The sequence below is a fragment of the Collinsella sp. AF38-3AC genome, from assembly GCF_003474365.1.
In the GTDB taxonomy this organism is placed as follows: domain Bacteria; phylum Actinomycetota; class Coriobacteriia; order Coriobacteriales; family Coriobacteriaceae; genus Collinsella.
This window is the reverse complement of sequence record NZ_QROM01000002.1, coordinates 160,626-173,926: the sequence shown is the minus strand read 5'-3', so window position 1 is coordinate 173,926 and position 13,301 is coordinate 160,626. Positions and strand designations below refer to the sequence as shown.

The following is a 13,301-nucleotide window of genomic DNA, read 5'->3' as shown; positions in this document are numbered from 1 at the left end:
GCAGGCAAACGTTTTGTTTTATCTGAAACAAGCAGGGCGAACGTCGGTCTATGACGTTCGCCCCAAGGACTCAGATATTGAATAACGCAGCTATGGCGCGAGAACGAACCCTAGATGTGTTACGGCGCATGGTGCTACTCGTCCAGGGCGGAAAGGTCGATGCCCAGCGCCTCGGCCATCTCGTCGTTCTTGACGACGACCAAGTCCTTGCTCGAGAGGTGCTCGACAGCCATATCCTCGGGCTTGGCCTCGCCCTTCAGGATCTTAACGGCCATCTCGCCCGCGGCATAGCCCAGGTCCTCATAGTTGATGGAGAGGGTGAACAGACCGCCGGCCTTGCACATGCCCTCCTCGCCGGTAACGAAGGGGAGCTTGTTCTCCTTGCAGATCTGACCGACCTGCGAAGCGCCCGCGGCGATGGTGTTGTCGGTGGGGGAGTAGAGCGCGTCGACCTTGCCCACGGCGGACTCGACGACGGACTGGATCTCGTTGGAGCTCGAGACGGTGAAGTCGGCGTACTCCAGGCCAAGCTTGTCGAGTTCCTTCTTGGCGGCCTTGATTTGGACGTCGGAGTTGGACTCGGCGGTGCAGTAGAGCAGGCCGACCTTCTTTACGTCGGGCAGGACCTTCTGCATCATCTCGAGTTGCTCGGCGACCGGGGTAAGGTCGGAGGCGCCGGTGACGTTGGTGCCGGGCCTGTCGTTGTCCTGGACCAGGCCGGAGGCGGCGTAGTCGGTGATGGCGCAGCCCACGATGGGGATATCCGCCGTGGCACCGGCAGCAGCCTGTGCGGCGGGCGTGGCGATGGCGTAGATCAGGTCGACGCCATCGCCCACGAACTTGTCGGCGATGGACTTACACGTGGACTGGTCGTTCTGGGCGTTCTTCTGGTCGATCTTGACCTTAAGGCCGCTTTTCTTGATGGCCTTGACAAAGCCGTTGTTGGCGGCATCGAGTGCGGAGTGCTCGGTGAGCTGCAGAACGCCGATGGTGTAGTCGGAACCGGCGGCAGCAGAGCCGGAACCAGAGTTGCCGCCGCATCCGGCGAGCGGGGCGAGCGCGAGCAGGCCGGCGGAGACCAGAAGGCTCCTGCGGCTGATGGTGATGTCCTTCATATCATTACCCCCAGTATAAAAATGGCTGGAAACACTGCACTGGGACAAAGTGCAAGTGGAACTATAGTAACGCCGATGTTCATTTTTACAACAGCCTGGCGGGTTTTTTAATACAGAACCGGATAGGCGGTACGGGTAGTCGAATGGGTGGCAGAGATGCTTATGCGGCGGAGACGGCGTCATCATCCTCGTCCAGGGCGGCAAAGAGTTTCTTGCCGTCAAGGAGGCGCGTGCTGACGTTTCTCATACGGGCGATCTCGACGGTGCGCAGCGTATCGTCGGTGCCTCGGGCGTCGTAGACCGTTCCCAGCAGATACGAGATGCCATCGCGCTGCCTGATGGCAAAGGGCCGGAGCGTCATCCGCACCGCTTCGGTTTCGCCACGGGCGAGGGTACTCGAGATATCAAAGCTGACGGTCGTTCCGTGGTCGATGGCCTGCTCGACGAGCTCGCACGTGTCGATGCGCTTGATGGGCGTGCGTGTTGCCTTGGTAGCCTTGCTGCCTGCGCTTGGAGCGGGTTCGGGTGTATCGAGGTAGTCGCGAACGTCGGCACTCGCCATGGCAACTAAATGCTGCGCCATGCTCTTGCGGATAGCGATAGGCGTGGAGCGGTTGCGCATGACCATGCCGTGGAGCCGGATGATCTCTTCATCGGTGAGCGGGCGGGTCAAGAGCCGATAGCCCACGCCGCGTTTGTAGTCGATTTCGTATCCGGCGTGACGAAGCGCGGATATCGAGGTGTAGATGCTGCGCCGCGCCGCCGAGATGGGCATGCGGGTGGGGTCATCGGGATGGGCGAGGTGCTCGATTAACTCATCGGAAAGCAATGCCTTGTCTTCGCCGGTGTTTTCGCTCAAGAGCTGCAGGATGCGTACGGCGCGATAGGCCGCCATCGAGGCGGCGCCTCTGGTCGTGGTCTCATAGTTTTCAACAACGGCTTCGGTCATAACGCCCACGTCCTTTCCATTTTGGGTGGCGACGGTACGGAGCCTAGGACGCGGGGCTTGCCTAGGGGCGCAGGGCGCTCTGGGCGGTCGGTAGTTGTCGGCAGGCGGCGGGTCGAGTTTTCAACAGCCCTGCTCAACTAACCAAAACCTTGCCAAAAGCTTGACGGGTGCTGTTGAAAAAAGCGCCCCTCGGCTTGCCGAGAGGCGCTGGCGTGATGCGCTGGAATGCGTTTGGTGGCGCTGTGGCGATTAGAAGTCGGCGTTGCCCACGGTGCGCGGGTGCGGCAGGACGTCGCGGATGTTGCCCACACCGGTCAGATACATGACCAAGCGCTCGAAGCCCAGACCGTAGCCGGCGTGCTTGCAGGAACCGTAGCGGCGCAGGTCAAGGTAGTACTTGTACTGCTCGGGATTCATGCCCAGGTCCTTGATGCGGGCTTCGAGCAGATCCAGGCGCTCCTCGCGCTGGGAGCCGCCGATAATCTCGCCGATACCGGGAACCAGACAGTCGGCGGCGGCGACGGTCTTGCCGTCCTCGTTCATGCGCATGTAGAACGCCTTGATCTCGGCCGGGTAGTCGGTTACGAAGGTCGGGCGCTTAAAGTGCTCCTCGGTCAGGAAGCGCTCGTGCTCGGTCTGCAGGTCGATGCCCCAGCTGACGGGGTAATCAAACTGGTGGCCAGCAGCGACGGCCTGCTCCAGGATTTCGACGGCCTCGGTATAGGTGACGCGGGCAAAGTCGGAGTTTGCCACGTGGTCCAGGCGCTCGAGCAGACCCTTGTCCACAAACTTGTTGAGCATATTGAGCTCGTCGGGGCAGGTTGCCATGACGTCCTTAAGGACGTACTTGAGCATGGCCTCGGCGTTATCCATGTAGTCGTTAAGGTCGGCAAAGGCCATCTCGGGCTCGATCATCCAAAACTCGGCGGCGTGGCGCGTGGTGTTGGAGTTTTCGGCGCGGAAGGTGGGGCCAAAGGTGTACACGTCGCCAAAGGCCATGGCAAAGTTCTCGGCATTGAGCTGACCGGACACGGTGAGGCTCGCATGCTTGCCAAAGAAGTCCTGGCTCCAGTCGACCTCGCCGGACTCGGTGAGGGGCGGATTTTTGGGGTCGAGCGTGGTCACGCGGAACATCTCGCCGGCACCCTCGCAGTCACTCGTGGTGATGATGGGGGTGTTGACGTAGACAAAGCCCTGCTCCTGGAAGAAGCGGTGGATGGCGGCAGCCGCGACAGAGCGGATGCGGAACACGGCGCGGAACAGGTTAGTGCGCGGGCGCAGGTGCTGCTGGGTGCGCAGGAACTCGACGGTTGCGCGCTTCTTCTGCAGCGGGTAATCCGGGGCGCTCGCGCCCTCGACCTCGATGGAGGTGGCGGAAAGCTCGAAGGGCTGGGGCGCATCGGGGGTCAGCTTGACGGTGCCAGTGCAAATGAGTGCGGCCGAGACGTTTTGGTGGGCGATTTCGTCGTAGTTGTCGAGCGCCTCGCGGTTCATGACGACCTGCAGGTCGCGGAAGCAGCTGCCGTCGTTGAGCGTAACAAAGCCAAAGTTCTTCATGTCGCGGACGGACTTGACCCAGCCGGCGACAGTGACGGTCTGGCCGCCGAGCGACTCGGCATCGGCATAGAGCTGCGCGATTTTGGTGCGGTTCACGTATCCTCCCATAGCGGTTGAATGATAGTTATCCATACAGTTCGATATTCTAGCAGCTCGGCTCATTTGGGCTATACAGATAAGGCATTGGCGGGATGGTTTTTCAAACGAAAAGCGCCCGCGGCCAAATGGTCGCGGGCGCTTGACGAGGTGCCTTTTGGCTGTGTGGCACGGGGCCTGGCTACTTGGTCTTGGCTACCAGCAGCGGGTCGCCAAGCTTGACGAGCGGGTTGCCGCCGATAAGCGTTCCAGACTCGCCGACATGGTCGATGCTCTTAAGACGATCGAGCTCGGAGACGATGACGGTCACGATGTCCTCGTGACCGGCGGCCTTAATAGCCTCGCGGTCGAAGCTGATGAGCGGCTGGCCTGCCTTGACCACATCGCCCATCTCGACAAAGCGGGCAAAACCCTTGCCGTTCATTTCCACGGTGCCCAGGCCAACATGGATGAACACGCGAAGACCGTCCTCGGTGATCATGCCGATGGAGTGGTTGGTGACGGTGGTGGCGCCGATGCGGCCGTTGGCGGGCGCATAGATGGTGCCGGTGATGGGCTCGATGCCATAGCCCTGACCGAGCATGCCCGCGGCGATGGTCTCGTCGGGAACCTCGTCCAGATTGACGAGTACGCCGTTGACAGGGGCATAGATGACGCCTTCGCGGGTAGCGAAGCTTGCTGAGGGCGGAACGGACGCCTCGCCCGACGAAGTGAACGTGGACTTGAGCGAATCGAGCAGACCCATAGTTGCCTCCAACGTATCAAGCGCGCCTGTTGCACGCGTGTAATGTAGCCGGAAACGTTACGTATGTGTTTCCCGGCACGGTCAGCGTCCCTATTTTACGCTGTGAAACGATAGTGCTGAGCTGGGATTATGTGATATATCAGTTGAAAGGGAACTTATTGCGGGAGTGTTTCTGCGCCGTGGGTCCAACTGGAGTACGCTTGAGGACGAAAAAATAGTGCGCACGAATTGCGCGAAGGGAGCACCAATTGATTATCGAGAGTCATGCGCTGTGGGGCGAGGAGCCGACTGAGGAGTATCCGGCGACGTTTACCTATTTGGGCGCCGAGCCGCTGCCCGATAAGCCTAATGGTCGTCGCCCGGCAGCGATCATCTGCGGCGGAGGCGCGTTTACGCACATCGCTCCGCATGAGCAAGATCCGGTGGCGTTTGCGTTTTTGGATCACGGGTACCAGGCTTTTGTGCTCAACTATGTGACAAGCGGCACGGGCGACGTGAGTTTTCCGCACCCGCATGCCGATCTTGCCAAGATGGTCGCCACGGTGCGCGCTAATGCCGACGAATGGCATGTCGACCCCAAGCGCGTGTGCGTCGTGGGCTTTTCGGCGGGCGGCATGATTTGTGCCTCGTTAGCAACGCAGTGGAAGACCGGTCCCTTTGCGGCGCTTGCCGGGGTGCGTCCGGATGATATTCGCCCCGATGCCGTGGTGCTGGGCTATCCATTGCTCGACCTTGCCTATGTGCGCGACATGCAGACGTGCGATCCGCGCATTGACCTGCGCGTGCCCAAGACGGGCGGCAAGACGGGACGTGATTTGCTTAACGACTACCTGTCGATGGTGACGGGCGGTGAGGCAACCGACGAACACTTGGCCGACATCTGCCCCACCACGCATGTTTCGCGCCAGATGCCGCCGACCTTTGTGTGGGGCGTGTCCGACGACAAGACGGCGCCGATCGCGCAGGTCTACCCGTTTGCGCAGCGCATGGCCGAGGAGGGCGTCGCATGCGAGATGCACGTCTTTGACCAGGGCGGCCACGGCCTTTCGCTCGGTAACGCCAACACCGCAGTCGACAACGAGGACAAGCAGGTGGCGGTCCGTCCTTGGATTCGCCTAGCCTTCCGATTCCTGGAGCGCCACGGTTTCTAGACCGCGCAGCACGAGAGTGGATAATCTCCCATTTTTTGGTCTGCTTTTCGACAAAAATGGGAGATTATCCACTCTCGTGAGGTGGACATTTGAAAGCTACCTTTGTTGCTTTTCTACCAAACGGTGAACTGGGCGTTGTCCGTGTTCCAATGGACATCGCGAACGTAGTCTCGCACGCCCACTGCATCTCGCGCTTCGAACAGCTCAAGAATATGAGCATGCTCGGCATTGGCTATGCCCAGGAGTTTGCACGCCGTCTCCTGGTCGACGGTCTCGTAATCGCGCTTGATAAAACAGCGTTCGAGTTGCGAAATCATGTCGCGTAGACGGTCGTTGCCGCAGCGGTTAAAGTACGTCAGGTGAAAGTCTCGCTGAATGTCGTCGTACTTTCGGATAAGACCGCCCTGGATCGCAAGGTCCATGGACCCAACCAAAAACTTTAGCTGCATGATGTCCTCTTCGGTCAGGAGGGGGCAGGCGAGAAATGCTGCCTGCCCGTCGAGCGGCCCCATAATCTCAAAGACCTCAACGGCATTTTGCTGATCGAATCCACGGACGCGGAATCCGCGGCGGGGGAGATTGTCCAGATAGCCATCGCTTGCTAGCTGGATGAGCGCCTCGCGAACCGGCGTGCGCGAAACGCCCATGGCATCGCAGATCGCTTGCTCGCTCACGCGGTCGCCGGCCGAAAGCTCGCCGGCGTCTATACGACTCGAAATGTAGTCGTATACATGGTCCTTCAAGGGCCTTCTGAGTGTTTCCATGAACTTATAACCCTTAACTGTATATTTTCAATTCTTAATACGTTTCGCTTGAATAGGCTAATTGAATTATAGAACGACCAGCTAAATCGCGCTACTTAATCAGAAGAAGCAAAATACGCTTACCGAGAAAAACCTACCGCTCAGGATTGTATACAATATACAAAACCGCAAAGACACCCTAAGATAAAGCCACCGGAAGGAAGGCGGGCGCGAGGAAGTCCGCCCTCTACTAAGAGATCCAAGGAGGATCATCATGACCAAGTTCAGCCACGTCATTATCCGTCGTCCCGGCAAGTCCCTGAGCAATGGCATCACGAGCGCTCCCGAGCTTGGCCAGCCCATCTACGAGCGCGCTATCGAGGAGCATTACGATTACGAGCACGCACTCGAGCAGTGCGGCGTTGACGTGTCGGTGCTGCCGGCTCTCGAGCAGTATCCCGACAGCTGCTTCGTCGAGGATCCGGCCGTTATCACTCGCTGCGGCGCCATCATTACCAACCCCGGCGCCGACAGCCGTAATGGCGAGAAGGACGAGATCGAGCCGGTCGTCCGTCGCTTCTTTGACGACGAGCATGTGAAGCACATCGTTTCCCCCGGCACGCTCGACGGCGGCGACGTCATGATGGTCGGCGACCACTTCTACGTCGGTCGCTCCGCTCGCACCAACGAAGAGGGTATCCGCCAGTTCTGCGAGATTCTCGAGGGCTGGGGCCTCGAGGGCTCCGAGGTGCCGCTGGAGGAGGTCCTGCACCTCAAGACGGGCGTCAACTACATCGAGGACAACAACATGCTCGTCTCCGGTGAGTTTATCGATAAGCCCGACTTTGCCCAGTACAACAAGATCGTCGTGCCCGAGGACGAGGCTTACGGCGCCAACTGCATCTGGGTCAACGGTACGGTCATCGTTGCCGAGGGCTATCCGACCGTGCTCAAGGCCGTGCAGGATCTGGGCTACAAGACGCTTGTTGTCGATACCTCCGAGTACCGCAAGGTCGACGGCGGCCTCTCCTGCCTGTCCCTGCGCTTCTAATGCGGTCGCTGTACTAGCTTAATGATCGCTTGACCGATGGCCCGGCACCCGATTCGGGACGTCCGGGCCATCTTTATGCGGTCGTCTGATGGAGGGGGTGCACATATAATGGCCTCTAAAACTCGTAACGACGAGATGATCGACCCCAATGGTCTTGATCTTTTCCGTCTGACCATGATGGTTATCACCGCGAGCATTTGCGGCGGTATCTTTTCTCTTGCCGGCGATATGGCGGCAGGCGGAGCCAATACCGGCGCGGTCATTATCTCGTGGGGAATTTGCTTTATTGGCGTCTTTGCGCTGATGATGGTGTTCAACGGTTTGTCTCAGGCCCGTCCCGACCTGACCGGCGGCATCTATGCATACGCTGCGGCCGGTTTTGGCGATTACATTGGATTCAACTCCGCTTGGGGCTACTGGATCAGCGCATGTCTTTCCAACGTGAGCTTTGCGCTCTTGCTGTTTAGCGCGCTGGGCTATTTCTTCCCTGCGTTTGGCGCGGGTAACAACCTGCTTTCTATCGTTTGCGCCAGCGTGTTTTTGTGGTTCCTTACCGCCCTTGTGCTTCGTGGCGTTAAGGAGGCTGCGGGCATTAACACGATCGTCACGTTGGCGAAGCTGGTGCCGCTGGGGCTCTTTGTGCTGAGTATCGTGCTCCTGGGTAAGTTCAACGTCGATATCTTTATGGACAACTTCTGGGGAGAGCCGGCTGGTCCTGGCTTTGGCGAGCAGGTTGTCTCGACCATGATCGCCCTTGTCTGGGTCTTCACGGGCATCGAGGGCGCTGTCGTTATCTCGGGCCGTGCAAAGTACGTGCGTGACGTCGGCCGCTCGACGGCGCTCGGATTTGCGGCTGTATTCACGCTGTATCTGATCATCTCGATGCTGTCGCTCGGCATTATGCCGCGCGAGGAGATGGCACAGCTTGCAACGCCCTCCATGGCGGGAATTCTCGAGTGCGCAATCGGTCCGGTTGGTGCTGCCATCGTAAACCTTGGCGTTATCCTTTCGTTGGTCGGCGCGCTGCTGGGCTATGTCATCATTGCGTCCGAGACGCCGTTCGAGGCGGCGCGCCAGGGATCCTTCCCTCTGGCGTTTGCCAAGACGAACAAGCACGACGCCCCGGTGGTAACGGTTCTCGTGAGCTCCGGCATCACGCAGCTCTTCTTGATCGTGTCGTATGTGGCGGCGAGCACCTACCAGTTCTTCTATAGCTGCGCGGTCAACACGATTCTGGTTCCGTATGTCTGCTCGGCTGCCTATTACATGGTGATTGGCTGGAAGAACGAGCATCTGGACGGGCCGCATGCGCCCAGCGTCGGCAAAGCCCGCTTCTTCGGTACGCTCGGCTTCATCTACACATTGTTCCTGGTGTGGTCGACGGGTCTTCAGGGCGTTATGATCACGACGATTCTTTTTGCTCCGGCCATTCCCGTTTATATGCTGGGCGAGCGAGGCCGCGGTAAACCGGTGCTTCCGCATCTGCACGACAAGCTGATCGCAGCGGTGGTCATTGTCGTGGCAATCATTTCGCTGTATCTGCACTTTGCCGGCATTGCGCCGATAGTCTAAGACTGCGGCAGGCTTCATCGCTTGGTAAGCCGACGGAGGCATCGCGTGCCGGTGCCGTCCGGTAATCCATAACTGACGTGGGCCTCTGTAACGTGCCTTTGTGAGCGCCCACCAAGCCCGCGCAGGTGACATTTGTTGCCAGCGCGGGCTTTTGCTGTTGCGGCGAAATGCTGCCGGCAGCTGGGGACGTTCCTATTGTGCCGGCACCCTGGGACACTCCTTGGATGTTCCGCATGCGACGGAGGGAACGGATCATTTTGTCGAGGGGCGGGCGGCTGTTTTGGTCCTCGGGGAAACCGCGTCCCGTTTCGAGAGCAGATTCCGGGCCGCAGTTTCCCCGAGGGCCCCATTGGGAAATTGCATCCCAGTCTGAGCGTCGATTCCGGGCTGCAGTTTCCGCTAGATGCCTCAACCGGAAAGCCCATCCCGTTTAGGTGTTCCGGAGTGGGATTCGGTTTCCGCAGCAGGCCCGTCTGGGAGGCAATGGCCCAGAATTCCCCTTGCACCGATCTGTCGATTGAACATCGTTGCATGTTCGCGCTATCATGCATGGTTAAAATTGGTTAGCCATGGCAAACGGTTAGCCATGGTGAACATAAATACAAAGCCCTGTGGGCGCCGGGGGAGGAACACGGACGTGAGACTCGATACACTCGAGATTGGAAAGGACGCCGTTGTCGCATCGGTGGCATCGGACGATCAGGCACTCCGACAGCATATTTTGGACATGGGTCTAACGCCGGGCACCGAAGTCACCATGATGAAGTACGCCCCTATGGGCGATCCGCTCGAGATCCGTCTGCGTGGCTACGAGCTGACGCTGCGCAAGGACGATGCCGCTCGCATTGAGCTCGTGGGCATTCACGACACCGATACGGGTCCGCGCGTGAACGCCGCTATTGGCACAACGGAGCACCCGGCCCTCGGCGAGGGAACGTATTCGCCCCGCGCGGCAAAGACGGCCGTGCCCGAGGGCGCGCCGCTGCACTTTGCCCTCGCCGGCAACCAAAACTGCGGCAAGACCACGCTGTTCAACCAACTGACGGGCTCCAACCAGCACGTCGGTAACTTTCCCGGCGTGACGGTCGACCGCAAAGACGGCACCATCCGCAACCATCCCGAGGCGAGCGTTACCGACCTGCCCGGCATTTACTCCCTGTCGCCGTACACGGGCGAAGAGATTGTGAGCCGTCAATTTATCCTGGACGAGCATCCCGACGCCATCATCGACATCATCGACGCTACTAATATTGAACGCAACCTGTACCTAACGCTGCAGCTTATGGAGCTCGATCGCCCCATGGTCATCGCGCTCAACATGATGGACGAGGTGACGGCCAACGGCGGCGCCGTGGACGTCAACCTGCTCGAGAGCCTGTTGGGCGTGCCTGTTGTCCCCATTAGCGCTGCCCGCAACGAGGGCATCGGCGAGTTGGTGGATCATGCCTTGCACGTGGCGCGGTTCCGCGAGCGTCCCGGCCGCCTGGACTTTTGCGCGCCCGATGGCCCGGACGGCGGAGCCCTGCACCGCTGCATCCACGGTATCGCCAACCTTATCGAGGACCATGCCGTGACGGCGCATATCCCGGTGCGTTTTGCGGCGACCAAGCTGGTTGAGGGCGACGAGTTGGTGACGGAGGCGCTTCACCTGGACCGCAACGAGCTCGACGCCATCGAGCACATTATTTCCCAGATGGAGGGCGAGGCCGGCACCGACCGCCTGTCCGCGCTGGCCGATATGCGCTTTAGCTTTATCGGCGACGTGTGCGGGCGCTGCGTCGTCAAGCCGCACGAGAGCCGCGAGCACGTACGCTCCGTCAAGATCGACCGCATCCTGACGGGTCGCTACACGGCCATTCCGGCGTTCCTGGTGATCATGGGCCTCGTCTTTTGGCTGACGTTTGGCGTGATCGGCGCAGCGCTGCAGGGACTCTTGGAGGACGGCATCGCTGCCATCATCGCTTCGGCCGATGCGGGCCTCAAAGCGTTCGGCACCAACGACGTGGTGCGCTCGCTGGCTGTCGACGGCGTGCTCACAGGCGTGGGCAGCGTGCTCACCTTCCTGCCGATCATCGTCGTGCTCTTCTTGTTCCTCTCCATTTTGGAGGACTCGGGCTACATGGCGCGCGTGGCCTTTGTCATGGATAAGGTGCTGCGCCGCTTTGGCCTGTCGGGCCGCAGCTTTGTGCCCATGCTCGTCGGTTTTGGCTGCACCGTGCCGGCTATCATGTCGACCCGCACGTTGCCGTCCGAGCACGACCGCAAGATGACCGTCATGCTCACGCCGTTTATGAGCTGCTCGGCCAAGCTGCCGGTCTACGGTCTGCTGTGCGGGGCGTTTTTCCCACAGGCGACGGTTCCCGCTATGGTCTCGCTTTATCTGATTGGCATTGCGGTTGGTTGCATCGCGGCTTTGGTGCTTAACCGCGCGGCATTTAAGGGCGACCCGGTGCCGTTTATCATGGAGCTTCCCAATTACCGTCTGCCGAGCGTTAAGACGACGGTGATGCTGGCATGGGATAAGGCCAAGGACTTTATTACCAAGGCCTTTACCATTATCTTTGCGGCTACCGTGGTCATCTGGTTCCTTCAGACGTTCGACATTCGCTTTAATGTGGTCGCCGATCAGTCGCAGAGCCTCCTTGCGGGCCTTGGTAGCATTATCGCACCGGCGCTGACGCCGCTTGGGTTTGGCGACTGGCGTGCATCCACGGCGCTCGTTACCGGACTTATCGCCAAGGAGAGCGTTATCTCGACCCTCACGGTGCTTTTGGGTGCAACCTCGCCCGCGGCACTGTCGACCATGTTTTCGCCGTTTACCGCTTACGTGTTCCTGGTCTTTACGTTGCTGTACCCGCCGTGTGTGGCGGCAATCGGTGCCGTCAAGAGCGAACTGGGTGCGCGCTACGCCGTGGCCGTGTTCGCGTTCCAAGTGACAGTCGCCTGGATCGTGGCGTTTGTCGTGCATTCGGCAGGCATATTACTGGGGTTGGCTTAGCTATTAATTGATGGCGCAACCTCTGTGTATTGAGTTGATTGCGGCCCCGCATCTGTACTGACGGATGCGGGGCCGTTGCTATATAATCGCCCACCGCCCAAGACAATCGGAGAGGTTTTCCTATATGGCTCAAACAAAGCAAGATGGCATCTCGCTCAAGCAGTGGCTCCCGCTTATCGGGCTCGCCTGTTGCGCGTTCGTGTTCAACACGTCGGAGTTTATGCCCATCGGCCTTCTGACTGATATCGCCGCGTCGTTCTCGCTCACCGAGGCCCAAGCCGGCATCATGATTTCGGTCTATGCCTGGGGCGTCATGCTGCTGTCGCTGCCACTCATGGTGTTTGCCTCGCGCTTTGAGTTCAAGTGGATGCTGCTCGGCGTGCTCGCCGTGTTTTCTCTGGGTCAGTTCCTGTCTGCTGTGGCACCGACATATCCCATCCTGGTCTGTGCGCGCCTGGTGGTCGCTTGCGCACATGCCGTGTTCTGGTCGGTCGCCTCGATTATGGCCTCGCGCCTGGTTGACGCCCGCCACGGGGCGCTCGCCATCAGCATGATCGCCACGGGCTCGTCTATCGCGCAGATTTTCGGCCTGCCCCTCGGTCGTGCCATCGGCCTGGCCGTGGGCTGGCGCATGACGTTTGCCGTGGTCGGGGCCTTCTCTGCCGCCGCGGTGGTGTACCAGGCCGCGGTGTTCCCGGCCATGCCGGCGGGTGAGCGCTTTACCGTTAAGCAGCTGCCCGAGCTGCTCAAGAACCCGTTCCTGATTGCGCTCTACGCGGTCACGGTTTTTATGGCGACCGGCTACTACGCAAGCTACAGCTATATCGAGCCCTTCCTGGCGCAGGTCGCACACGTCGATGCGGGTGCCATCACCATGACGCTGACGGCGTTTGGCTGTTCTGGTCTGCTCGGAAGCTGGCTGTTTGGCCGCCTGTTCGATGGGCATCGCTTCCCGTTCTTGGCTATCACGCTCTCCGGCGTGCCGGTGGCTCTGCTGCTTATGGCCCCCGCAGCCTCGGCACTCGTGTTGGTGCTTGCCGTCTGCGCACTATGGGGCTGCTGCGCCACGGCCTTTAACGTGGCGTTTCAGGCCGAGCTCATCAAGTACACGCCGGCGGACTCGTCGGCCGTCGCCATGTCGATCTTCTCGGGCCTGTTCAACCTGGGTATTGGTACGGGCACCGCGATCGGCGGAGCCGTGGTGTCGGGCCCCGGTATCGCCTGGATCGGCTACGCGGGCGGCACGATTGCCGTCGTGGGCGTCATCCTCGCCATCACCGTGCTGTTCCCGGCCATACGCCGCGCAAAGCCTGTCGCCTAACCA

Annotated in this window: 10 protein-coding genes; 5 read left to right on the top strand and 5 right to left on the bottom strand. The window is 60.1% G+C overall.

The window, feature by feature from the left end; all coding sequences use genetic code 11:
* Positions 1–134: 134 nt before the first annotated feature.
* The 4 genes from DW029_RS02130 to DW029_RS02115 form a co-directional block, all read right to left on the bottom strand.
* Complete coding sequence (locus tag DW029_RS02130; RefSeq protein ID WP_118345149.1) at positions 135–1,115, bottom strand: ABC transporter substrate-binding protein; 981 nt, start codon at positions 1,113–1,115, stop codon at positions 135–137.
* Positions 1,116–1,275: 160 nt separating this feature from the next.
* Positions 1,276–2,064, bottom strand: a complete 789-nt coding sequence (locus tag DW029_RS02125; RefSeq protein ID WP_118345148.1) for a hypothetical protein — start codon at positions 2,062–2,064, stop codon at positions 1,276–1,278.
* A gap of 249 nt (positions 2,065–2,313) precedes the next feature.
* Positions 2,314–3,717, bottom strand: coding sequence for an asparagine--tRNA ligase (gene asnS, locus DW029_RS02120; protein WP_118345147.1), 1,404 nt, complete (start codon positions 3,715–3,717; stop codon positions 2,314–2,316).
* 181 nt (positions 3,718–3,898) lie between these two features.
* A complete protein-coding gene (locus tag DW029_RS02115) occupies positions 3,899–4,462 on the bottom strand; it encodes a PTS glucose transporter subunit IIA (protein ID WP_117743083.1) in 564 nt (187 codons plus the stop codon).
* 248 nt (positions 4,463–4,710) lie between these two features.
* Between DW029_RS02115 and DW029_RS02110 the strand changes: the two genes are divergently transcribed.
* Positions 4,711–5,613, top strand: a complete 903-nt coding sequence (locus DW029_RS02110; protein ID WP_118345146.1) for an alpha/beta hydrolase — start codon at positions 4,711–4,713, stop codon at positions 5,611–5,613.
* 113 nt (positions 5,614–5,726) lie between these two features.
* Here DW029_RS02110 and DW029_RS02105 read toward each other — a convergent pair whose 3' ends face one another.
* Positions 5,727–6,356: a GntR family transcriptional regulator gene (locus DW029_RS02105; protein WP_233543771.1), complete on the bottom strand. Its 630-nt coding sequence runs from the start codon at positions 6,354–6,356 to the stop codon at positions 5,727–5,729.
* Between the two features lie 274 nt (positions 6,357–6,630).
* Here DW029_RS02105 and DW029_RS02100 point away from each other — a divergent pair, with 274 nt between their 5' ends.
* From DW029_RS02100 to DW029_RS02085, 4 genes are all read left to right on the top strand, one after another.
* On the top strand, positions 6,631–7,407 hold the full coding sequence (locus DW029_RS02100; RefSeq protein WP_117635364.1) for a dimethylarginine dimethylaminohydrolase family protein: 777 nt from the start codon (positions 6,631–6,633) through the stop codon (positions 7,405–7,407).
* 108 nt (positions 7,408–7,515) lie between these two features.
* Positions 7,516–8,979 carry a basic amino acid/polyamine antiporter gene (locus DW029_RS02095; protein WP_117743081.1) on the top strand — a complete coding sequence of 488 codons (1,464 nt, stop codon included), beginning with the start codon at positions 7,516–7,518 and terminating at the stop codon, positions 8,977–8,979.
* 586 nt (positions 8,980–9,565) lie between these two features.
* Positions 9,566–11,977: a ferrous iron transport protein B gene (feoB, locus tag DW029_RS02090; protein WP_118345144.1), complete on the top strand. Its 2,412-nt coding sequence runs from the start codon at positions 9,566–9,568 to the stop codon at positions 11,975–11,977.
* Between the two features lie 124 nt (positions 11,978–12,101).
* On the top strand, positions 12,102–13,298 hold the full coding sequence (locus DW029_RS02085) for an MFS transporter (RefSeq protein ID WP_118345143.1): 1,197 nt from the start codon (positions 12,102–12,104) through the stop codon (positions 13,296–13,298).
* The last annotated feature ends 3 nt before the right edge of the window (positions 13,299–13,301 follow it).